The sequence below is a fragment of the Corynebacterium sp. MSK008 genome (genome assembly GCF_030232585.1).
Classification (GTDB): Bacteria; Actinomycetota; Actinomycetes; order Mycobacteriales; family Mycobacteriaceae; genus Corynebacterium.
Genome location: NZ_JASPJX010000006.1, coordinates 123,335 through 146,117 on the forward strand (window position 1 = coordinate 123,335; position 22,783 = coordinate 146,117).

General features: G+C 63.5%; 20 protein-coding genes and 1 tRNA gene. 12 read left to right on the top strand and 9 right to left on the bottom strand.

Annotation, left to right across the window (positions count from 1 at the left end; all coding sequences use genetic code 11):
- Window positions 1-39: 39 nt before the first annotated feature.
- Both QP996_RS06690 and QP996_RS06695 read right to left on the bottom strand, forming a co-directional pair.
- Window positions 40-543: a hypothetical protein gene (locus QP996_RS06690; RefSeq protein WP_284871846.1), complete on the bottom strand. Its 504-nt coding sequence runs from the start codon at window positions 541-543 to the stop codon at window positions 40-42.
- A complete protein-coding gene (locus tag QP996_RS06695; RefSeq protein ID WP_063937319.1) occupies window positions 543-752 on the bottom strand; it encodes a helix-turn-helix transcriptional regulator in 210 nt (69 codons plus the stop codon). The genes QP996_RS06690 and QP996_RS06695 overlap by 1 nt, the downstream gene beginning before the upstream one ends.
- Window positions 753-870: 118 nt before the next feature.
- Here QP996_RS06695 and QP996_RS06700 point away from each other — a divergent pair, with 118 nt between their 5' ends.
- Entirely contained in the window at window positions 871-1,452 is a 582-nt protein-coding gene (locus QP996_RS06700; protein WP_284871847.1) for a hypothetical protein, read from the top strand.
- Window positions 1,453-1,610: 158 nt separating this feature from the next.
- Here the strand turns inward: QP996_RS06700 and QP996_RS06705 are convergent.
- Window positions 1,611-1,684, bottom strand: a tRNA-Leu gene (locus QP996_RS06705).
- Between the two features lie 152 nt (window positions 1,685-1,836).
- Here QP996_RS06705 and polA point away from each other — a divergent pair.
- Window positions 1,837-4,440, top strand: a complete 2,604-nt coding sequence (polA, locus tag QP996_RS06710; protein WP_502870144.1) for a DNA polymerase I — start codon at window positions 1,837-1,839, stop codon at window positions 4,438-4,440.
- 412 nt (window positions 4,441-4,852) lie between these two features.
- Here polA and QP996_RS06715 read toward each other — a convergent pair whose 3' ends face one another.
- Window positions 4,853-6,085 carry a YkvI family membrane protein gene (locus QP996_RS06715; protein ID WP_284871851.1) on the bottom strand — a complete coding sequence of 411 codons (1,233 nt, stop codon included), beginning with the start codon at window positions 6,083-6,085 and terminating at the stop codon, window positions 4,853-4,855.
- A gap of 302 nt (window positions 6,086-6,387) precedes the next feature.
- Here QP996_RS06715 and rpsA point away from each other — a divergent pair, with 302 nt between their 5' ends.
- From rpsA to QP996_RS06745, 6 genes are all read left to right on the top strand, one after another.
- Window positions 6,388-7,851 carry a 30S ribosomal protein S1 gene (rpsA, locus tag QP996_RS06720; protein ID WP_284871852.1) on the top strand — a complete coding sequence of 488 codons (1,464 nt, stop codon included), beginning with the start codon at window positions 6,388-6,390 and terminating at the stop codon, window positions 7,849-7,851.
- Between the two features lie 105 nt (window positions 7,852-7,956).
- Complete coding sequence (gene coaE / locus QP996_RS06725; RefSeq protein ID WP_284871853.1) at window positions 7,957-8,550, top strand: dephospho-CoA kinase; 594 nt, start codon at window positions 7,957-7,959, stop codon at window positions 8,548-8,550.
- Between the two features lie 68 nt (window positions 8,551-8,618).
- Window positions 8,619-8,969: a DUF4259 domain-containing protein gene (locus QP996_RS06730; RefSeq protein ID WP_284871855.1), complete on the top strand. Its 351-nt coding sequence runs from the start codon at window positions 8,619-8,621 to the stop codon at window positions 8,967-8,969.
- A 41-nt stretch (window positions 8,970-9,010) separates the two neighbouring features.
- On the top strand, window positions 9,011-11,110 hold the full coding sequence (gene uvrB / locus QP996_RS06735; protein ID WP_284871856.1) for an excinuclease ABC subunit UvrB: 2,100 nt from the start codon (window positions 9,011-9,013) through the stop codon (window positions 11,108-11,110).
- A 15-nt stretch (window positions 11,111-11,125) separates the two neighbouring features.
- On the top strand, window positions 11,126-11,584 hold the full coding sequence (locus QP996_RS06740) for a universal stress protein (protein WP_284871858.1): 459 nt from the start codon (window positions 11,126-11,128) through the stop codon (window positions 11,582-11,584).
- Window positions 11,585-11,643: 59 nt separating this feature from the next.
- Complete coding sequence (locus tag QP996_RS06745; RefSeq protein ID WP_239219183.1) at window positions 11,644-12,087, top strand: universal stress protein; 444 nt, start codon at window positions 11,644-11,646, stop codon at window positions 12,085-12,087.
- Window position 12,088: 1 nt separating this feature from the next.
- Here the strand turns inward: QP996_RS06745 and QP996_RS06750 are convergent, their stop codons facing one another.
- The 3 genes from QP996_RS06750 to QP996_RS06760 all read right to left on the bottom strand — a co-directional run bounded on the left by QP996_RS06750 (window position 12,089) and on the right by QP996_RS06760 (window position 16,028).
- A complete protein-coding gene (locus tag QP996_RS06750; protein ID WP_284871859.1) occupies window positions 12,089-14,242 on the bottom strand; it encodes a HelD family protein in 2,154 nt (717 codons plus the stop codon).
- Window positions 14,243-14,318: 76 nt separating this feature from the next.
- Window positions 14,319-15,347, bottom strand: coding sequence for a DoxX family protein (locus QP996_RS06755; protein WP_284871860.1), 1,029 nt, complete (start codon window positions 15,345-15,347; stop codon window positions 14,319-14,321).
- A gap of 87 nt (window positions 15,348-15,434) precedes the next feature.
- Window positions 15,435-16,028, bottom strand: a complete 594-nt coding sequence (locus QP996_RS06760) for an MBL fold metallo-hydrolase (RefSeq protein WP_284871861.1) — start codon at window positions 16,026-16,028, stop codon at window positions 15,435-15,437.
- An 85-nt stretch (window positions 16,029-16,113) separates the two neighbouring features.
- On the opposite strand from QP996_RS06760, the gene uvrA reads away from it, so the two are divergent.
- The 4 genes from uvrA to rplT all read left to right on the top strand — a co-directional run bounded on the left by uvrA (window position 16,114) and on the right by rplT (window position 20,460).
- Window positions 16,114-18,972, top strand: coding sequence for an excinuclease ABC subunit UvrA (gene uvrA, locus QP996_RS06765; protein ID WP_284871862.1), 2,859 nt, complete (start codon window positions 16,114-16,116; stop codon window positions 18,970-18,972).
- 250 nt (window positions 18,973-19,222) lie between these two features.
- Complete coding sequence (gene infC / locus QP996_RS06770) at window positions 19,223-19,795, top strand: translation initiation factor IF-3 (protein WP_082855650.1); 573 nt, start codon at window positions 19,223-19,225, stop codon at window positions 19,793-19,795.
- A gap of 33 nt (window positions 19,796-19,828) precedes the next feature.
- The gene (gene rpmI / locus QP996_RS06775; RefSeq protein ID WP_034999913.1) at window positions 19,829-20,023 is read left to right on the top strand and encodes a 50S ribosomal protein L35; all 195 of its coding nucleotides are present in this window, start codon (window positions 19,829-19,831) and stop codon (window positions 20,021-20,023) included.
- A gap of 53 nt (window positions 20,024-20,076) precedes the next feature.
- Entirely contained in the window at window positions 20,077-20,460 is a 384-nt protein-coding gene (gene rplT, locus QP996_RS06780; protein ID WP_070473163.1) for a 50S ribosomal protein L20, read from the top strand.
- A gap of 85 nt (window positions 20,461-20,545) precedes the next feature.
- Here rplT and QP996_RS06785 read toward each other — a convergent pair whose 3' ends face one another.
- Both QP996_RS06785 and QP996_RS06790 read right to left on the bottom strand, forming a co-directional pair.
- On the bottom strand, window positions 20,546-21,913 hold the full coding sequence (locus tag QP996_RS06785) for a hypothetical protein (RefSeq protein WP_284871863.1): 1,368 nt from the start codon (window positions 21,911-21,913) through the stop codon (window positions 20,546-20,548).
- Window positions 21,914-22,076: 163 nt separating this feature from the next.
- On the bottom strand, window positions 22,077-22,775 hold the full coding sequence (locus tag QP996_RS06790) for a response regulator (RefSeq protein ID WP_284871865.1): 699 nt from the start codon (window positions 22,773-22,775) through the stop codon (window positions 22,077-22,079).
- Window positions 22,776-22,783: the final 8 nt, after the last annotated feature.

Genomic DNA, 22,783 nt, shown 5'->3' on the forward strand with positions numbered 1-22,783 from the left:
CCAGCAAGGCGTGCGGGGTGTGCTCGTGGCGGGGAGGGGCTAGTCCTCGGCCTCTGCGTCGAGGCGGGTCTGGTCGCGCCGGCGGCGCTTCTTGCTGAATTCATGGCTGGTCACTCCGGCCACCACAGCGCCCACGACGGCACCGACGATTGCGCCGGTAGCGCCCGCGCTATCAAAGCTGCCGGAGGGGTCGAAGCCGCCAGTGACGATGAGTCCCACCAGCCAGACTGCGCACAATGCGAAGTAAGTGATGAGTACGCCACGGGGAGTATCACGCAGGCGGATGACTGGCGATGCGACATAGTTGCGCATCCACTGCGAGCTCGCCGCGCTGCTGATTATGGGAATGAGCAGCACGATGACCGACCATAGGGACTGCTGGCCCGGAAGTACCCATGCGAGGATCGCGCCGACGAGCGCCATGCCGATCAGCGAGGTGTAAAAGCCCACCGAGTTGGCCTTGTGGTACGTCGCGGCCTCGAACTCGTCGGTGGCAGTGCCGTCGACGTAATTGACGATGGAGTCTCCGAAATTCTTGAACATCATTCCTCCTTGGTTTGGCCAAAGATTTCTTCAACTGACTTTTCAAACTGACGGCAGATGTCGAGCGCTAAGTAAACGGAAGGCGAGTAGTTGCCCCGCTCGATGTTGGCGATGGTCTGCCGGGAAACACCGACGCGGTCAGCGAGCTCCTGTTGCGACAACTCGTGCCAGCGCCGCCATTTGCGAACTGTGTTGGTGTGATCGCCCATGTGGCCTCCTTCCATTTACAAAATGTAAAAAGGATATCTCGCGGTGTCAAGAGAACTTTACGCTCTGGTGATGAAACTTGATGATCGGGATGCTTAATCGCCCCGGTAGTCTCGGGGTGTGGCAGATACAAAGCAGACAAAAACCATCGGCGAGCACCATGTGGCTGCGGAGCTTGCACGTCGTGGTTGGGCGCCGGCCCTCACGCGAGATGGTTTGGAGCGGACGGACATCCTCGCGGTCTTCACTGCGCCAGAAAAGCGTCGCATGATTGAGGTGCAAGTGAAGACTGCTCGAGAGTCGGCTGCCGGACAGCCCAATTGGCCTTTAGGGGCAAAAGCACAGGGGCCAAGTCAACATGAGCGGGAGTACTTCGTCTTTGTCGCTGTGCCAGATGACCTTGAATTGCCACCACGAAGCTTCGTGGTGCCCCGTTCCCACGTCGCCGCGGCTGCCTGGATTGAGCACATGGATTGGCTTACGGACCCCACCGCCGAAGCGGGGAAGAGAAATGCGCCCGTTGACCGCGCAAGGGTGAAATTAGCGACGTTTGAAGGCTACGAAAACCGGTGGGAGCTGCTCTTAGTTGATGAAGATGAGGCCCCGGTTTTATTACCAAGTCGATTTCATGATCTGGCGCAGGACAGACGTGTGGGGCTGCCACCACAGCACTCGTGGAATAAGAGGTTGCCCTGGTGGTGATGAAAAAACGAGGCAACGCGCGCGACAGTGCTTCGTGAAAATCTAGTGGGTCTCAGAGGGGCTACGAAATTGAAAACTCGCTACCACCGCGGGAACCAGTCGCCACCAAAACACCCCGCCACCAGCATTTATGCTGGTGACGGGGTGTTACGAAATTGTGCCCCAGGTGAGACTCGAACTCACACTGGACGGGTTTTGAATCCGTTGCCTCTGCCAATTGGGCTACTGGGGCATCGGGCGAAAGTTTATCCCAGTGCAGCCTCCGCCACGAAATCACCTCGCTAATGGGCGAGCCGGGCCATGTCGGGCAGCCCGCTAGACTGGCCAACCGTGAGCGATACACCCGAGAACACGAAGCGACTGTTGCTTATCGACGGCCACTCGATGGCCTTCCGCGCCTTCTACGCGCTGCCCGCGGAGAACTTCTCCACCTCCGGCGGCCAGCACACGAATGCGGTCTACGGGTTTTTATCCATGTTCGCCAACATCCTGGCGGACGAGAAGCCGACGCACGCCGCCGTCGCCTTCGACGTGGGCCGCAAGACGTTCCGCACCGAGCGTTTCCCGGAGTACAAGGCGCAGCGCGAGGCCGCGCCGCCGGAGTTCAAAGGCCAGGTGCCGATCATCGAGGACGTGCTGGGCGACCTCGGCATCACCACCTTGAGCAAGGAGAACTTCGAGGCGGACGACATCGTCGCCACGCTGGTGACCCAGGCCCGCGCCGAGGGTGACTTCGAGATCGTGCTGGTCAGCGGCGACCGCGACTACATCCAGCTTGTGGACGGCACCACCACGCTGATGTATCCCACCCGCGGCGTGTCCACCATGACCCGCTTTACGCCCGAGGAAGTGGAGAACAAGTACGGCCTCACTCCTGCGCAGTACCCGGATTTCGCGGCGTTGCGCGGCGACCCGTCGGACAACCTGCCCAGCGTGCCCAAGGTGGGGGAGAAGACCGCCACGAAGTGGATCTCGCAGTATGGTTCGCTGGAAGGGCTCATCGAAGGCGCCGACGAGCTCAAGGGCGTCGCCGCGAACAACTTCCGTGAGCGCATCGATCAGGTGCGCCTCAACCGCGAGCTGACCCAGATGGTCACCGACGTCGAGCTGCCCGTTGCCCCGAACGACCTGGAGCTCAAGCCCGCGGACGTCACCCAGGTGGCGGCGCGCTTCGACGACCTCGAGTTCGGCGTGAACCTGCGCGAGCGCGTTCTCGCCGCCGTGCCTACCGACGGCGCCGCGCCCGAGCCCGAAACCGTCGAACTCGAAGACGTCACCATCGACGACGAGCCGCTGGATGCCTGGCTCAAGCCACGTCAAGCCGACGGCCTTGCCGTCTACGTCTCGGGCAACGCTACTCCCGGGCAGGGGGATGTGGTGGCGCTGGCGATCGTCGATAAGCAACGGCACGGTGTATCCAAACTCGCCGCGGACTTGAGCGCCGAGGAGGACGCCGCGCTCAAGCGCTGGTTGGAGTCGGACGCGCCGAAGTTCATGCACGAGGCGAAGGCGGCGTACCACATGCTGCGCGGCCGGGGAATCGAGCTTGACGGCATCGCGCACGACAGCGCGATTGCCGCGTACCTGCTGCGCCCGGGCCAGCGCACCTACGCGCTAGAGGACATCTACCAGCGCCACCTGCAACGCCAGCTCAACGTCGGCTCGGATCAGATGAGCCTGCTCGGCGATACTGCGGACGTGGATGCGGCCGCTGCGATCCTGGAGCTGTCCGCGGAGCTGACGAAGGAGCTGCGCGAGATCGACTCCTACGAGCTCTACGCGGACCTGGAGCTGCCGCTGGTCACCGTGCTTGCAGAAATGGAGCACACCGGCATCGCCGTGGATCTGGACGTGCTGGAGAACCAGCGCAAGGAACTCACACTGAAGGTGGAGCAGATTGAGCAGGAGGCACGCCAGCTTGTGGACGAGCCTTCGCTGAACCTGTCTTCCCCCAAGCAGCTGTCCGCAGTGCTCTTTGACAAGCTCGAGCTGCCGAAGACGAAGAAGACCAAGACCGGGTACTCAACCGCCGCCGGTGAGATCGAGGCGCTGGCGGAGAAGAACCCGCACCCGTTTTTGGACCACCTGCTGGCGCACCGCGAGCACCAGAAACTCAAGTCCACCATCGAAGGCCTGATTAAGACGGTGCAGCCGGATGAGCGCATCCACACCACGTTCAACCAGACCGTGGCGTCCACAGGCCGGCTCAGTTCCGCGGAGCCGAACCTGCAGAACATCCCGGTGCGCACCGAGGCGGGCCGCGCCATCCGATCCGCGTTTGTGGTGGGCGAAGGCTACGAGTGTCTGCTCACCGCGGACTACTCGCAGATTGAGATGCGCGTGATGGCGCACCTGAGCCAGGACGAGGGCCTGATCGAGGCGTACAGGGCGGGCGAGGACCTGCACAACTTTGTCGGCTCGCGCGTGTTCGACGTGCCCATCGACCAGGTCACCCCGGAGCTGCGCCGCCGCGTCAAGGCAATGTCCTACGGCCTGGTCTACGGCTTGAGCGCCTACGGGTTGTCCAACCAGCTGTCCATCTCTGCCGGCGAGGCGAAGGACATCATGGCCAGCTACTTCGAGCGCTTCGGCGGTGTGAAGCGCTACCTGGATGAGGTGGTGGAGCAGGCGCGTCGCGACGGCTACACGTCCACCGTGTTCGGCCGCCGCCGCTACCTGCCGGAGCTCAACAGCGACAACCGGGTCGCGCGCGAGAACGCCGAGCGTGCCGCGTTGAACGCGCCGATCCAGGGCACCGCCGCCGACATCATCAAGGTGGCTATGCTGCGCGTGGGCGCGGCGCTGGAGGGGAAGCGATCCCGCGTGCTGCTCCAAGTCCACGACGAGCTTGTTGTCGAGGTCGCCCCGGGCGAGCTGGACGAGGTCCGCGGAATTGTGGAGCGCGAGATGGACGGTTCCATCGAGCTGCTCGTCCCGCTGGAGGTCTCCGCGGGCACGGGCGCCAACTGGGACGCGGCCGCGCACTAAAAATTCAGCTCCGGTAACGCCAAGGCGGGTAGGAACGCTATCGGTTCCTACCCGCCTCGCGCACGGCACCCCTCCCACGGCCGTGATCCCCCATGGAGCCTCCCCCAGCAGCTCCCCATATGTATTCAGTTGTGAACCTCCCCTTGGGGGAAGGGGCCACCGGGGATGGCCGTGACCGGGCTGGGGCTTAGATTTCACCCCTGGCCAGGTCGTCCCTCGAAAGCCAAGTACGACCTTACCGGCAGATAAGGGAACACTCAACGGTTCCACAGGATCTACTCAGTATCGAACGTCCGGTGAACTTGAGCAACTGAATAGTTGGACGCCTGGCCAGCAATAAAACGCGCCCGGTTACGCGCACTTTACCTTTGCGTAACCGGGCGTTTCGCCCCCGAAAAGTACCCCCGTGGTGCTAGAGCAGGTCGTTCAACGAGCGGGGTTTGTCCTTGTCGTCCGCGCCATCAACTTCCTCCTGGACGGCGTCCTTGAACTCGTCGTCATCCAGGTTGGAGTCGCTAGCGAGCTCGTCAACGTCCGTCTCGCCCTCGCCTTCAACCGCGTCGGCGCGGCGCTCACCCTCGTCCTTGAGCTCCTTGCGGTGCTTCAGGTACACAGCGGTCATCACTGCCATGACGAACAGGCCAAGGTAGCCGAGGATGGGGTAGAGGCTGCTCACCAGCGGCTGGAAGCCCGCGAAGGACAGGCCGAAGCCGACGACGCAGGCGATGGCGTACACGGGGTAGAACCGCTCCGGCTTCTTGCGGGTCAAGCGCTTCGCCAGCGCGTAGAACATGCCCAGGCAGGTGTTGAAGACCATGAGGAAAATCACCCAGGTCATCACGAAGCCGAGCACCGGATCCACGTTCTCGATCACGGAAAGCAGCGGCATGTCGTTGCCGTTGACGGACTCCACCTGGATCAGCAGGGAAGCGACCAGCAGTGCGAGCATGACGGCGTAAATCACGCCGCCGAGGATGCCGCCGAGGCGGGAGCTTTTCGTGTCAAACTCGTCGCCGGCCATCACCAGTGCCATGGACACGCCGCACAGCGCGTTCAGGCCAGTGTGGTTCAAAGCGCCCAGCCACCAGTACGGCGTGCCGTCGGCGCGATTGACCTCGCGTTGGGCGTAGGTGCCCACCTCGCCCCAGCTCACATCAATTTGAGTGAACGAGTAAATGGTGCCGATAAGCACGAAGATCACCAGCAGCGGCGTGGCCCAGCCGATGACGGAGGAGACCTTGTCCACGTCGAAGCGGCCGACGATGAGCATCAGCGCCAGCATGGCCACTGCGCCGATCCAGATCTGCCAGCCAAACGCCTGATTCAAGTTCGATCCTGCTCCCGCGAACATGACGAAGCCGACCGAGAACATGCAGGCCACCGCCGACCAGTCCATGATGAACGCGGCCGGTTTGTTGGTGACGTTATAGAACACCTCGTTATGCTCGCGCGCCAAGAAATATGAGCCGAAGGTCATGAACGCCGTTGCGGCAAACAGCATGGTCACACTCGCCAAGACCACACCGTAGAACCCGTTGGTGCCGTAGGCCACAAAGTACTGCAAAGCCTCCATGCCGGAGGCGAAGCCGGCACCGACCACGATGCCGACAAATGAGGCAGCGACTGCAAGGCTGCGTTTCCACATAAGTAAAGCTCCCAAAACTGGCAATATCTATCAGACCCGGATAATGGTAGCGGCTGGGGCAAACCGGACGGCCGTCGGAAAGAGTCTGCGAATCATTTGCTCTAGCTGGGGAAAGTGTCTACACTCGTGCGGGCGTGTCTACGCGCGAGCTACGGTGTCCGTCGTAATAGGAGGGCGAGGCAGCCGTCGCGGCGCGAGATCGGCGCACGCGAGCTTGCGGTATCTAGCTGCAGGTTTACGTGGCCGAGAGAGACGCTTCTGTCCAATCACGATCTCCTATTTTTTCGGAGCACATAGAACTTATGCGCACTTCCAACGCACCGCAGGTAGCCATCAACGACATCGGTGGCCCTGAGGAATTTCTCGCCGCGGTCGACGAGACCATCAAGTACTTCAACGATGGCGATATCGTCACCGGCACCGTGGTCAAGGTCGACCACGACGAGGTCCTGCTCGACATCGGCTACAAGACCGAGGGCATCATCCTCACCCGCGAGCTGTCCATCAAGCACGACGTCGACCCGGAAGACGTGGTCGAGGTCGGCGATGAGATCGACGCACTTGTCCTGACCAAGGAGGACAAGGAAGGTCGCCTGATGCTGTCCAAGAAGCGTGCTCAGTACGAGCGCGCTTGGGGCACCATCGAGGAGCTGCAGGCAAACGACCAGCCGGTTACCGGCACCGTCATCGAGGTTGTCAAGGGCGGCCTCATCCTCGACATCGGCCTGCGTGGCTTCCTGCCGGCGTCCCTGGTCGAGATGCGCCGCGTCCGCGATCTGGATCCGTACATCGGCCAGGAGCTCGAGGCGAAGATCATCGAGCTGGACAAGCACCGCAACAACGTGGTCCTGTCCCGCCGCGCTTACCTGGAGGAGACCCAGTCCGCGGTCCGCTCCGACTTCCTGCACCAGCTGCAGAAGGGCCAGGTCCGCAAGGGCGTCGTGTCCTCCATCGTCAACTTCGGTGCGTTCGTCGATCTCGGCGGCGTCGACGGCCTGGTGCACGTCTCTGAGCTGTCCTGGAAGCACATCGACCACCCGTCCGAGGTTGTCGCAGTGGGCGATGAGGTCACCGTCGAGGTGCTCGACGTCGACCTCGACCGCGAGCGTGTCTCCCTGTCGCTGAAGGCGACCCAGGAAGATCCGTGGCGCGTCTTCGCCCGCACCCACGCTGTGGGCCAGATCGTCCCGGGCAAGGTCACCAAGCTCGTCCCGTTCGGCGCGTTCGTCCGCGTCGAGGAGGGCATCGAGGGCCTCGTCCACATCTCCGAGCTGGCGCAGCGCCACGTGGAGGTCCCGGACCAGGTTGTCAACGTCGGCGAAGAGGTCATGGTCAAGGTCATCGACATCGACCTGGATCGTCGCCGCATCTCCCTGTCCCTCAAGCAGGCTGACGAGGACTACGTCGAGGAGTTCGATCCGTCCCGCTACGGCATGGCCGACTCCTACGACGAGCAGGGCAACTACATCTTCCCGGAGGGCTTCGACCCGGAGACCAACGAGTGGATGGAAGGCTACGACGAGGCTCGTCAGGCATGGGAGGCACGCTACGCCGAGGCAGAGCGTCGCCACCAGGCCCACACCGCTCAGATCGAGCGTCACCGCGCCGCTGCCGCCGAGGCCGCGGAGCAGGAGGGCGAGCAGGCTAACTACTCCTCCGAGTCTGCAGCTGCAGCTCCGGCAGCTGAGCAGGCTGAGGAGAACATCGGCTCGCTGGCCTCCGACGAGCAGCTCGCAGCTCTGCGCGACAAGCTCGCCGGCAACTAAGCACTCGCAGGCTCGTGCTTAGGAGAAACTCTTAAGCACCTTGCTTTGCGACGGACGCCCCGCACACCGGGTAGGTGCGCGGGGCGTTTTGCTATCTTCGGCCCCATGAAGAAAGTGGGCCTGACAGGCGGCATCGGCAGCGGAAAATCAACGGTGGCACGGATGCTTGGCCGCGCCGGCTTCGCCGTGGTCGACGCCGACCAAATCGCACGCGAGATCATGGAGCCCGGCTCACCGGTGCTGGACGAGGTGGCGCGGGAGTTCGGCGCGGACCTCATCAGCGACGGCGGTGCGCTCAACCGCGGAGAGCTCGCACGGCGCGCGTTCGCCACCACGGAGGACACGCAGCGTCTCAACGCCATCACGCACCCCGCCATTCGTGCAGAGTCCGAGCGACGCTTCGCCGCCGCGGAAGCAGCGGGGGAGCAGGCCGTGATCTATGACATGCCGCTGCTCGTGGATCTCGGGTTGCACAAGAGTATGGACCTCACCGTTGTCGTGGATGTTGACAAGGAGGAGAGGATCCGGAGGCTCGTCGATACGCGAGGGCTCGATGAGGCCGACGCGCGGGCGCGCATGGCGCAACAGATCGACGACGAGGCACGGATCGCGGCGGCGGACGTCGTGATCAACAACAACGGTCCGCTCGACGCGCTGGAACCGCAGGTGGCCGCGCTTGTGGAGAGAATCAAAGGTTAGTGAACTGTACCGGCGAAATTTACCGGTGTGACACGTTTCATTTACCTTGCTGGCCTAACTTGCTGGGCATGGGAACGTGGAACACGGGGCCGTTCGACAACGACTCCGCTAATGATGCCGTAACCGCGCTGGTTAACGGCACGTTCTGCATGGAGCAATTCCGCTTCGACTGCGGGCTGGGCACCCTGGGCACAGACGAGGCCGAATCCGTGATCGCGCTCGCTGCCCTCATCAACGGACACCTGCCGGAGGGGCTCGAGGGCACGATCGACTACCCCTTCACCCTGGACGACAAGCAGTGGATCCGCCGCCGTGCCCAAGCGGTGCTGCGCCCCGGCGGCTCCGCGTTGTACTCGATGTGGGAGGAAGCCGGCGAGCTGCAGGAGTGGCTGGAGGCTACTCGCAAGTACGCCGCCTAGCGCGGCGGCTGCGGTTTGCGCTAGCGCGTAGACTGGCCGCCATGGCTTTTGCTGCTGAACATCCCGTCCTCGCGCAGTCTGAGTTTCGTCCCGTAGGCGAAATTGAGCGCCGCGAGAAGCCTTTCGAGGTTGTCTCCGAGTTCGAACCCTCCGGCGACCAGCCCACGGCGATTGCGCAGCTGGATGAGCGATTGGACCGCGGCGAGCGCGACGTAGTGCTCATGGGCGCCACCGGTACCGGCAAGTCCGCCACCGCAGCGTGGCTAATTGAAAAGCAGCAGCGCCCCACGCTGGTGATGGCGCCGAACAAGACGCTGGCCGCACAGCTGGCCAACGAGCTGCGCCAGCTGCTGCCGAACAACGCGGTGGAGTACTTCGTTTCGTACTACGACTACTACCAACCGGAGGCCTACATCGCGCAGACGGACACCTACATTGAGAAGGACTCGTCCATCAACGATGATGTGGAGCGACTGCGCCACTCCGCCACCTCCGCGCTGCTGAGCCGCCGCGACGTCGTCGTGGTGTCCTCGGTGTCCTGCATCTACGGCCTGGGCACCCCACAGTCCTACCTGGACCGCTCGATCGTGCTGCGGGTGGGCGAAGAGGTTGAGCGTGACCGCTTCTTGCGCCTTTTGGTGGACGTGCAGTACGAGCGCAACGACATCGACTTCAAGCGCGGCACCTTCCGCGTCAAGGGCGACACCGTGGACATCATCCCTGCCTACGAAGAGGTGGCCGTGCGCGTGGAGTTCTTTGGAGACGAAGTGGACTCGCTGTACTACATTCACCCGCTCACCGGCGATGTGATCAGCCAGGAAGACGAGGTGCGCATCTTCCCGGCCACCCACTACGTGGCCACAGACGAGCGCATGGAAAAGGCCATCGAGGCCATCAAGGAGGAGCTCGCCGACAGGCTGGAGGAGCTGGAGAACAAGGGCAAGCTGCTCGAGGCGCAGCGTCTACGTATGCGCACCGAATACGACCTGGAGATGATCCAGCAGGTCGGGTTCTGCTCCGGCATTGAGAACTACTCGCGCCACATGGACGGCCGCCCGGCGGGCTCCGCGCCGGCGACGCTGATCGACTACTTCCCGGAGGACTTCCTCACCATCATCGACGAGTCCCACGTCACCGTGCCGCAGATCGGCGGCATGTTTGAAGGCGACATGTCGCGAAAGCGCAACCTGGTGGAATTCGGGTTCCGCCTGCCGTCCGCGGTGGACAACCGCCCGCTGACCTTCGACGAGTTCGAGGCCCGCGTGGGCCAGACCGTGTACATGTCCGCCACCCCCGGCGACTACGAGCTCGAGGCGGCGCAGGGCGAGTTTGTGGAGCAGGTGATCCGCCCGACGGGCCTGGTGGACCCGAAGGTCACCGTCAAACCAACCAAGGGCCAGATCGACGACCTGATCGACGAGATCCGCCAACGCACCGACAACGACGAGCGCGTATTGGTGACCACCTTGACCAAGCGCATGGCCGAGGACCTCACCGATTACTTGCTGGATAACGGCATCAGGGTGCGCTACCTGCACTCGGACATCGACACCCTGCAGCGCGTGGAGCTTCTGCGCCAGCTGCGACTCGGCGAGTACGACGTGCTCGTGGGCATCAACCTGCTGCGCGAGGGCCTGGACCTGCCCGAGGTCTCTCTCGTTGCCATTCTGGACGCGGACAAGGAGGGCTTCCTGCGCTCCACCAAGTCGCTCATCCAGACCATCGGCCGCGCCGCACGTAACGTCTCCGGCGAGGTGATCATGTATGCCGACCAGGTCACCGAGTCCATGCAGGAGGCCATCGACGAGACGGAGCGCCGCCGCGAGAAGCAGATCGCCTACAACGAAGAGCACGGGATCGACCCGCAGCCGCTGCGCAAGGCTATCGCGGACATTCTGGACCAGGTGTACGAAAACGCGGACGCGGATGCGTCGGCAAGCTTGAGCTCCGATGCGGCCGTTGCGGAGCGCGCGGACGTGTCCAACATGGCCTCCGACGAGGTGCAAAAGCTTATCGACGACCTCACGGTCCAAATGCGCGATGCCGCTGGGGAACTGAAGTTTGAGCTCGCCGGAAGACTCAGAGACGAGATTGCCGATCTCAAACGAGAGCTGCGTGGTATTAAAGACACAGGCAATTAGCGAAAGGAACCTGCCTTGCACACCTACAAGTCGATCGCTGTCGGCACCGACGGCTCCGCCACTTCCATGGTCGCAGTGCGCGCAGCGGCCAGCCTTGCCCGCGTCTACGGCGCGGAGCTGACCATCATCTGCGCCCACTACACCGCGTCCGGCTCGATGCTGAATTCCACCAACGCGGAGCTGTCCCGCGTGGACATCGTCACCGCCACGAACGCGCGTGAGATTCTGCGCAAGGCGGACGAGATTGCCAAGGAAGAGCAGGCGGGCAAGGTCAACCTGGTGTCCAAGGGCGGCCAGCCCGCAAACGTGCTGGTGGAAGCCGTCAGCGAGTACGGCGTCGACCTGCTGGTCGTGGGCAACAAGGGCATGCGTTCCATGGCGGGCCGCATATTCGGCAACATCCCCGGCAACGTGGCGAAAAAGGCCCCGGTGGATGTCATGCTGGTGGATACTCGGGCAGAGGGACACGACTAAACCCACAAGGGGTACACTGGCCACGCTAACCGCGTCGCATTTTTGAAAGGTGATTTCACATGGCCGATTACTACAAGACCATCGTCGTCGGCTCCGACGGTTCAAAGTCCTCTCTGCTGGCCGTTGAGCGCGCCGCGAAGATTGCTGCAGCGTTCGGTTCCACCCTCGTCATCGGCACCGCGTACTACGAGAACGAGGAAGAGGCGGCGAAGACGCTGCGTCAGGATTCCGTTACCATTCTGGGTGACCAGAAGGCGCTGGAGAACCTCGAGGGCGCAGCCGAGCACGCCCGCGCCGCCGGTGCACCGGATGTGCAGACCGCGACCCGCCCGGGCACCCCGGTGCAGGCTCTGATGGCCATCGTCAACGACAACAAGGCGGACCTGCTCGTGGTGGGCAACCGCGGTATCAACTCCCTGACCGGCCGCCTGCTGGGCTCCGTGCCGGCAGACGTCGCGCGCCAGTCCGACTGCGACGTCATGATCGTTCACACCGTGAACTAATTTATTCGCCGACCACCGTCAGCGTCTGCGTGGCGCGGGTGACGGCGACGTAGAGGTCTTGCCACCCCTGTGGCGAGGCCTCTTTAATTTTGTTCGGCTCCACCACGACGACGTTGTCGAACTCGAGGCCCTTCATCTCGCCGACGTTGTCCGCGTCGATGACGGCGGTCAAGCCGTCGCGCTTCTCGACGAGCCTCCGGTCCTGCACAAACTGCACCGGCACCCCGGATTCGCGGATCGCCTCCGGCACGGTGGCGTCCGGATCGATCTCAGCTAAGATCTCGGCGGCGTAGTCCGCGATCTCCTTCGGCGTGCGGTAGTTCACCGTCAGCTCGTGCAGGCGGAAACGGTCGCCCACGAAGGGCTCCAGCGCATGCGTCCAGTCATCCACGCCAGCGGGGGAGGACGTCTGGGCGGTGTCGCCCACGAGCGTCATCCACCGCGACGGGCAGCGGCGGAACACCATGCGCCACTCCATGGGGGACAGCTCCTGCGCCTCGTCAACGATGACGTGCCCGTACGCCCACGTCTGGTCCGCCCGTGCGCGCTGCGCGGTGGAGCGGGTGTCCGTCTCCCGCTGGCGGCTCGCGAGCGTCTCTGCGTCGATGACGTCGGCGGCGGAGAGGATCTCGGCCTCGAACTGGTCGTCGTCGTTGTCCGTGGATTCAGACGAGGACAGCACATCAAGCGCGCCCTCTGCCTCGGCGACGAGCTCGCGCCACTCCTCTTCTTCCTTCCGGCGCTGCTCCTCGGGGTCGACGGTGCCGATGAGCACGGACAGCTCGTCCACAAGCGCGGTGTCCGCGTGGCTGAACGGCGAGCCTGGCGCGCGGTACAGGGCGTCGCGGGTGTAGTCGTCGTAGTCGTGGGCGACCTCGGCGATGGCGTCCTTGTCGGTCAGCAGCGCGCCCAGCACCTCGACGGGGTCGAGCTCCGGGAAGTGCGTGTCGATAAGTTGCTCTACCTGGGGGTCGTCCGCGAGGTCGTCGTGAAGCTGGTCCACATCCGCGTCCGAGAGCAGGTTCGCCCCGCCGAGCGGGTCCTCGCCGATGCGCTTCGCCAGCGCCTCCGCGAGCAGCTGGGTGAGGTGCTCCGCGAAGTAGGCGCGCGCCTGGTTATGCGGGCGGCGCGAGCGCCGGGCCCTGGTGCGGGCGGACTTGACCATCTGCGGGGTGGCATCCACCGGCACCGAATCGAAGGTGAGGCGCACAGGCGCGTCCGGCAACGTCTCGTAGGCCTGCACGGCGCGCTTGAGGATAGTCACCATCTCCTCCGACCCCTTCACCTCGCGCGCGGCGATCGAGTCCTCGCCGGTGGGGGCAAAGCCCGGCACGAGCTGGTCGGCGGTGGCCAGCACCACGCCAGTCTCGCCGAGCTCCGGCAGCACGCGTGAGATGTATTCGAGGAACGTCGCGTTCGGGCCGACCACCAGCACACCGGTGCGGGTGAGCTGCTCGCGCCAGGTGTAGAGCAAATACGCGATGCGGTGCAGGGCCACCGCCGTCTTTCCTGTGCCCGGGCCACCTTGGACAACCATGACGCCACGGGTGGCGTCGCGGATGATCTCGTCCTGCTCGCGCTGGATAGTCTCCACAATGGAGCGCATGTGCCCGGTGCGGGCCTCGTTCATCGCGCGGCGCAGCGCCGCTTCAGATCCGACACCTGCATCGGAGGTTTCCGCTCCGTCGCCGGAGAGCACCTCGTCATCCACGGCGGTAACGGCGCGGCCGTGCATACGGATGTTGCGGCGCGTTTCCACGCCCTCCGGGTGCGCGGTGGTAGCCAGGTAGAACGGGCGGGCGAGGGGAGCGCGCCAGTCCAGCAGGAGAGTGCGGTAGTTGTCCTCTCTGTCGTCGATGCCCATGCGGCCGATGTAGCGCCGCTCCAAATCCGGCCGGTCGGGCACGGGGTTCTCCGGGTCGTCGTCGGCGACGTCGATGCGGCCGAAAACCAAGCCGGTCTCAGCCACGTTGAGCGCATCCAGCTTTGCGTTGAGCCCGTGGTATTCCGTTTCGCGGCGCACCAGCGCGTCCGAATCCGGGTTGTCAGGGTCCACGTCACGCTGCACCTCTTCAAGGCGCGCTTGAGCCCGCGCCACCTCGCTATCCAGGTGGGCGAAAAGCTGATCCACGTACGTCTGTTCTGTTTCCTGCATCCTCACAACAAACGGCCCCGGGGCTGGGAATATTCCCAGCCTCAGGGCCGCCGAGTAGTTCGAGTTCTTACCAGTTTTACGCGAACTTCTTCTGTGCCTTCTTCACCAGCTTCTGCGCCTTCTTCTCGGCCTTCTTGGCCTTGCGCTTCCACTTGAGCTTGGTGATCCAGGACGGGTCGGCGTCCAGCTTGTCCCACGCGTTCTGCAGGGAGTCAATCGCGTTCTGCGCCTTGTCCTGAGCCTTCGCGGAGGCCTTGTTGACCTTGCGCTTCGCCTTGAACTTGTCCAAGGCGGACGGCTGCAGGTCGTCCAGCTGGTCCTGCAGGTCGCCGACGACGCTGTTGACCTTGCGCTTCGCCTTAAACTGCTGGATCTTGGACGGCTTGATGTCGCCGTACGCGTCTTCGGCCTTGTCAGCCGCGTCGTCCAACCATTCGCCCGCGTCCGACAGGAAGCTGGAAGCTTGCTTCTTGGCGTCGCCGAACCAGTCGTTCGCCGCGTCGCCAGCCTTGGAGGCCTTCTTCTTCCAGTCGCCCTTGTTGTCGTCGACGTAATCGGTGACCTGGTCGGTCGCGTCAGAGAACCAGTCGGATGCCTTGTCCCAGGCCTTCTCGGTCTCAGACTTGGTTGGCAGCGCCTGCTTGACGTTCTTCTGCGCGGCCTGAGCAGCGTGCTGCGCACGCCACTTCAGGTCCGGCTTGCCGTTGTTGTCCACGGTGGCCAGCAGGACACCGCCGGCGAGGCCGAGGTCCGTCAGAGCGCCGGTGCGGCGACGTGCCTTTTCCTCGTCATCCTCTGCCTCCCAGAACGCGTGGCGGCCAATAACGGTCGGCAGCGCGGTAGCAGCCAGCAGGGTCGCGGACAGACGCGGGAACTTGCCGATGGCGAACGACGCGCCAGCGCCGGCCTTGGTCGCGCCGACGATCTGCGCGGCCGTCTCCGGGCTCTTCGGCAGGAAACCGCGGTACTCACGCGGGGTGACTGCGCGCAGCTTCTTCAACACGCTGTCCGCGCTGTCCTTGTGGCCAGCCGGGTTCAGCAGGGTCTCGACACCGTCGATCACGTAGACCGAAGCCAGCATCGGGCGTGCGATTTTCCGGATCATACTTTTACCCAATCCTTACTTTTTGTAGCTGAATGTGCTCCCGTCGAGTGTAGCGATTTTGTGTCACGTCGGTGGCGGGATTTCCACTTACCAGCGACGATCCCACCAGTCATCCAGCTGCGGGCGCTCGTCACCGAGCGTGGTGGGTTTGCCGTGGCCAGGCCACACGATGGCCTCGTCCGGGTAGACGTCGAAGATCTTCTCCTTCACGTCGTTGAATAGGCGGACAAAGTCGCCCTCGGACTGAGTTTTGCCCAAGCCCCCGGGAAAAAGGGAGTCGCCGACGAACAGATTGACAGTGCCGTCGATCTCCGCAGCAACACAAGCGCCGCCGGGGGTGTGTCCGCGCAAGATAATCACGGGCAGCGTGTGGCCGGCGAACTCGATCGTGTCGCCATCGTTGAGCTCCACGTCTGCGGGTGCCGGAATCGCCGGGGCGTCCAAAAACGGCGCGTAATGCTTCGCGCCGGTGGCTTCGAGCACCTCGGTGAGCGCCCGGGTGTGGTCGTGGTGCCGGTGCGTGGTCAGCACCGCGGTGATCTTCACGCCGGCGTCGTCGGCCATGGCCAGGAGTTCGGGGGCGTGCGAAGCTGCGTCGATAAGCAACCCCTGCCCCTCGCTGCACAGGAGATAGCAGTTGTTGTCCATGTCAGAGACTGAAGTATGGCGAAGAGAAAGCATGCGGCCAAGGCTACCCAGGAATGTTTCACCGCATTCGCGCGTTGGTAGCGTCTTGGGAGTACCAACCGACGAAAGCGAGAGTGACGTGGCCGAAAAGCTGACAGTGCGCGGCGCGCGCGAACACAACCTCAAGGGCGTGGACATTGAACTGCCCCGCGACAAGATGGCGGTGTTTACCGGCCTGTCCGGCTCCGGCAAGTCCTCGCTCGCCTTCGACACCATCTTCGCCGAAGGCCAGCGCCGCTACGTGGAATCGCTGTCCTCCTACGCCCGCATGTTCCTGGGCCAGATGGACAAGCCGGACGTGGACTACATCGACGGGCTAAGCCCGGCGGTGTCCATCGACCAGAAATCCACCAACCGCAACCCCCGCTCCACCGTGGGCACCATCACGGAAATCTACGACTACCTGCGCCTGTTGTACTCGCGCGCCGGCACCCCGCACTGCCCGGTGTGCGACGCGGTGATTGAGCGCCAGACCCCGCAGCAGATCGTGGACCGCGTGCTCGAGCTGGAGGAACGCACTAAGTTCCAGGTGCTCGCGCCGATTGTGCGCAAGCGCAAGGGCGAGTTCCAGGACCTCTTCGCCGACCTGTCGTCGCAGGGCTACTCGCGCGTGAACGTGGACGGGGAGACCTACCAGCTTTCGGACCCGCCGAAGCTGGAAAAGCAGATCAAGCACAACATCGACGTGGTGGTGGACCGCTTGATGGTGAAGGCGAGTCAGAAGCAGCGCCTGACGGATTCCGTGGAGACGGCGCTCAAGCTTGCCGACGGCCTGGTCGGTTTCGACTTTGTTGAACTGGAGGCCGACGATCCTGAGCGCGTGCAGATCTTCTCTGAGAAGATGGCCTGCCCGAACGGCCACAAGCTCAATGTGGAGGAGTACGAGCCGCGCGCGTTTTCCTTCAACTCGCCGTTTGGCGCCTGCCCGGCCTGCGACGGCCTGGGCGTGCGCAAGGAGATCGACGTGGACCTGGTTATCCCGGACCCGGATGCGCCTGCAGTGGACGCGTTCCAGCCGTGGAACTCCAGCCCGAACAAGAAGTACTTCACCAAACTCATCGAGGCGCTGGCGAAGGAAGAGAACTTCGACGCCAACGCCCCGTTGAGCTCGTTGACCAAGACCCAGCAGAAGCACCTGATCCACGGCTCGTCCACGAAAGTCAACGTGCGTTACAAGAACCGCTACGGGCGTCAGCGCTCCTACACCGCGGCCTACGAGGGCATCGTGGGCTACCTGGAGCGCAAACTGGAGCAGACCGAGTCCGAAACGCAGAAGGAACGCCTGCTCGCCTACACCCGCGAGGTGCCGTGCCCGACCTGCAAGGGCGCGCGCTTGAAGCCGGAGATCTTGGCTGTGCGCTTGGCGTCGACCACGCACGGGGAGCGCTCCATCGCGGGCCTGACTGAACTGTCGATCGAGGACGCCTCCGAGTACCTGGACAACCTGGTGCTGGGCTACCGCGAGGAAATGATCGCCGGTGCCGTGCTGCGCGAGATCCAGGCCCGCCTGCACTTCCTGTTGGACGTGGGGCTGAACTACCTCACCCTGGCCCGCTCCGCCGGCACGCTGTCCGGCGGCGAGGCGCAGCGCATCCGTCTGGCCACCCAGATCGGCTCCGGCCTGGCCGGCGTGCTCTACGTGCTGGACGAGCCGTCCATCGGCCTGCACCAGCGCGACAACCAGCGTCTGATCACCACCCTGAAGAAGCTGCGCGACCTGGGCAACACCCTGGTGGTGGTGGAGCACGACGAGGACACCATCCGCGAAGCCGACTGGCTCATCGACATCGGCCCGCGCGCCGGCGAATACGGCGGGGAAGTGGTCTACCAGGGCAAGCCGGAGGGCATCCTCAAGGCCAAAGACTCCATCACGGGTGACTACCTGTCCGGCCGCAAGGTCATTGAGGTGCCGGAGCACCGGAGGGACGTCGATAAGCAAAGGCAACTGAAAATCATCGGCGCGCGCGAGAACAACCTCGACAACGTCAGCGTGGACATCCCGCTCGGCGTGCTGGTGGCCGTGACCGGCGTGTCCGGCTCCGGCAAGTCCACGCTGGTCAACCAGATTTTGGCGAAGACGTTGCAGAACCAGCTTAACGGCGCGCGCCAGGTGCCCGGCCGGGTGAAGAAGGTCGAGGGGCTGGAGCACCTGGACAAGCTCGTGCAGGTGGACCAGAGCCCGATCGGGCGCACCCCGCGCTCCAACCCGGCGACGTACACCGGCGTGTTCGACAAGATCCGCAACCTGTTCGCCGAGACCCAGGAGGCCAAGGTGCGCGGCTACAAGGCCGGGCGCTTCTCCTTCAACGTCAAGGGCGGGCGGTGTGAGGCCTGCCATGGCGACGGCACCATCAAAATCGAGATGAACTTCCTGCCGGACGTGTACGTGCCGTGCGAGGTATGCGAAGGTGCGCGCTACAACCGCGAGACGCTCGAGGTGCGCTACAAGGGCAAGAACATCGCCGAGGTACTGGAGATGCCGATCTCTGAGGCCGCCGAGTTCTTCGAGCCGATCACCTCCATCCACCGCTACCTGCAGACGCTAGTGGACGTCGGCCTCGGCTACGTCCGCCTCGGCCAGAGCGCGACCACGCTCTCCGGCGGCGAGGCGCAGCGCGTGAAGCTTGCCGCGGAGCTGCAGAAGCGCTCCAACGGCCGCACGATCTACATCCTGGACGAGCCGACGACGGGCCTGCACTTCGAGGACATCCGCAAACTCATGCTGGTGCTCAACGGCCTGGTGGATAAGGGCAACACTGTGCTGGTCATCGAACACAACCTGGACGTGATCAAGTCCGCGGACTGGATCGTGGACATGGGGCCCGAGGGCGGCTCGGGCGGCGGCACGGTGGTCGCGCAGGGCACGCCGGAGGACGTCGCAAAGGTGCCCGGTTCCTTCACCGGGCAGTTCCTGCAGGACGTTTTGGCGAAGGACTAGGTAAGCCTGCGGCGCGCCGATTTGGTTTGTGCAGGCATGGGCATGTATATTGCTGCCTACACCGCCCAGCGCGCCCGTGTCATGCGGGTGCGGGGGCCGCAAGAGGAGTGAATCCCACCCCAAGCCGCTCAGTCAACTGAGTTGGATACGGGTCAAACGGTGCGCAAGACACACGTGTGTCTTAGCGTGCCATGGACGATCTCCCGCCACCCGTCAGGGTGAGCGGGTTTTTCGCGTGGGATGAGCCTGATTGCGGTTCAAGTGCGGCACGCATTGTTTCTTTAAGTCTCTAGGAGTTCTCATCAGCGCTGAAGCTCGGATCAATGAACGAATCCGCGTCCCTGAAGTTCGCCTCGTCGGCCCGTCCGGCGAGCAGGTGGGCATCGTCCGCACGGATGACGCCCGCAAGCTGGCGTACGAGGCGGACCTCGACCTGGTCGAGGTAGCCCCGAAGGCCAAGCCGCCCGTGGCCAAGATCATGGACTACGGCAAGTTCAAGTACGAGCAGGATCAGAAGGCCCGCGAGGCCCGCAAGAACCAGCAGCAGACCGTGGTCAAGGAACAGAAGTTCCGCCCCAAGATCGATGAGCACGACTACCAGACCAAGAAGGGCAATGTTGAGCGCTTCCTGGAGAAGGGCAACAAGGTCAAGGTCACCATCATGTTTCGCGGCCGCGAGCAGGCCCGCCCCGAGCTGGGCTACCGCCTGCTGGAGCGACTGGCCGAGGACATCGGGGAGCTCGGCGTTGTCGAGTCCCGTCCGAAGCAGGACGGCCGAAACATGACGATGGTCTTCGGACCGGCTCGCAAGGGCAAAAAGTAGTTCCAACAATCGACACTCTGAAGGGCTTTCACCATGAAGCAGAAGACCCACAAGGGCACCGCAAAGCGCATCAAGGTCAACGGCAAGGGCAAGCTGCGCCGCGAGCAGGCTGGTAAGCGCCACCTGAACGAGAAGCTCTCGTCGAAGCGTCGCCGCAAGCTGTCCGGCTCCACCGACGTCGCTAAGGCAGACGTCAAGCGCGCAAAGCGCCTCCTCGGCATGTCCTAAGCACTGCCCGATCAATCAACCGATTACGAGAAACAGAAAAGGAAGTTTGACTCATGGCACGTGTGAAGCGTTCAGTCAATGCTAAGAAGAAGCGCCGCGCAATCCTCAAGTCCGCGAAGGGCTACCGCGGCCAGCGCTCCCGCCTGTACCGCAAGGCGAAGGAGCAGTGGCTGCACTCCCAGACCTACGCGTACCGCGACCGCCGCAAGCGCAAGGGTGAGTTCCGCAAGCTGTGGATCCAGCGCATCAACGCCGCTGCCCGCATGAACGACATCACCTACAACCGCCTCATCCACGGCCTGAAGCTGGCCGAGGTCGAGGTCGACCGCAAGATCCTGGCCGAGCTGGCTGTCAGCGACTTCGCTGCCTTCTCCGCTCTGTGCGAGGTTGCGAAGAACGCGCTGCCGGAGGACGTCAACGCTCCGAAGGCTGCGTAAAGCACTTTCGCTTAACGACGAAGCTCCCGCCCAACCCCGAGGAATCAGGGTAGGCGGGAGCTTTTTCGTCGTTCTTGGAGCTGTGTTAGAAGATGCCCTCGTTCTCGCGGCCGAAGTCATCGAGCGTGACCTCGCGGGAGTCGACGTCCTGGTCGTTGTACTCGGAATCGTCGCCCTCGAGACGGCCAGTCTGGGAAACGGTGATGTAGTTGGTCAGACGGCCTTCCTTGGTATTGCCGTCGCCGAAGGAGAAGGACACGAGGTCTGCTTCCTCACCCGGGTTGATCGGGTTGGAGAGGGTGACCTCGAAGATGCGCGCCTGCTCGTCCTCGTCCCAACCGAGGTCACGGGCGTAGCCGCCCTCGCGGGTGGTGGTGGTGATCAGACGGTCAACGCCCTCCGGGCCGTCCTCGGTGCGGACTGCGACGCGGAAGGTCACAGCCGGGAACTCGCCCCAGTAGCGCTCGTTGCCGACATTCTTCACGCGCAGAGCGGCGGAACCAGCGAAGCCCTTCGCCTTCGCGGAGGACACGGTGAAGTACGGCTCAAGGTCCAGGTCGTGGTCGGCCTTGTCGTCGGTGGACTCTTCCTTTGCTGCCTTCTCGTTCTCGGCGGCGAGGTTGACATCCTCGTTGCTGACGTCGGCGGTCTTGTTGTCGTCGACCTTCTCCACGTCGTCGATGTTGTCGCCCTTGTTCAGGGTGTCAACGTCCTTGTCGTACTCAGTGTTCGGCTCGTCCTTGACCTCGGTTGTCTGAGCACCCTTGTTGGGAGCCCAGGAATCAGCCGGGGTGTCGAAGTTCTTCACGCGAACCTCGTTCTTTACCGGCATGTTTGCAACCCAGGCGGTCGGGGTTGCCCAGGTGCCGTTCGGGCGGCAGCGCTGCTGGGTTCCGGTCATGGTGACGGTGCGGAAGCCGTAGGTTGCCTCACCGGTGTTGCCGGCCGGAACGTCGTACGGGCCCACGGTCTGGCCGACGTTCCAGGACAGCTCTGCGGAGACGTCCCAGCCCAGGGACTTAGCCAGGGAGTAGCCGATGTTGCCCTCGATGCCCTTCTTGGAGCCGGAGCCGCCGAGATCCAGAGTCTCGGTCTTGGAGCCGTTGACGGAAGCAGACACGGTCTGGGTGCGGGAGAGATCCTGCTGCAGCGGGATAGCCTCGTCGGAAAGGTTGGTGGTGGAGATGGTGCCCACCGGCAGGAAGTTGTCCTTCACCTTGTACACGACGGTGCGATAGTCCTCGGTGGAGTTGCACACGGGGCGCGGGTTAAGCACGTTGGCCTTCAGGTGGTCGGAGCCACGGTATGTGTGCACGATCGGGAGCTTGTCGTTGTTCGCCGGGGTCTCGGGAGCGGACTCCTCGAGGGTGGTTGCGTTCGCGGGAGCGATGGCAGCGCCGGCCATCAGAGCGCCGAGAAGCGCGGTAGTGATACGTCGGGTCTTACGGGTCATACGTTGTCCTTTCCTGTGAAGCTACCGCCAGCGTCGCTAGCAGGTGGGGTGGTTACTTACAGGGGTCAACGTAAGGACGTCGCTGTCGTGTGACAAGGAATTTTTGGAGTCTTGGCACCTTCGTTCCCGAAGCCGATACCTTCGTTCAGCGCGGAGGAAGCAGCTACTGCGTCTGCGGTCCGCGCCCGTTGAGCACGGTGACCACAAGGTCAAGGCGGGAGGAAACTCCGTAGGCCGAGAGCAGCTTAGAGACCATCTTCTTCACCGTGGACTCGGAGTAGTTCAGGTGCTTCGCAATGTCGGCGTTGCTCAAGCCGTCGCAAAGCAGCTCAAGCACCCTTTGTTCGGTATCTGAAACACCAGACGGGACATCGATGGCGGCCTTTGAGTGCTGTTTCTGTGCAGCCTGCGGTGTTTTCGCTTCACGCTGCGAAAGATGGGGAAGCAGCTTGTTCATCGCAGCTGGTGAGATGACAGTGCCGCCTGCGACAGCCTGCCGCACCGAAAGAATGATCTCCTCGCGTGGCTGGCTTTTCAAAATGTAGCCACGGCCGCCGTGGTCGAGGATGTCGAGCATCGCGGTGTCATTGTCCAACGAGCTAATGGCCAAAAATGCTGGTGCGGACCCGCGCGCGACCAGGTTACGCAACAACTCGGCGCCGCCCATGTGCTGCATGTAGACGTCCGAAAGCACCACATCCACGTCTAATTGGGGGATGCGGTCTAAAGCTTCGGACCCGTCCGAAGCCGTCTCTACGACGGTGATGCCCTCGGCGCTGTCGAGGTAGCTTTTCAGCACCTCGCGGACCAACGGATCATCGTCAACGAGGAAAACCCGGATGGGCTGATCAGGTGAGGTCATTTCGGTGC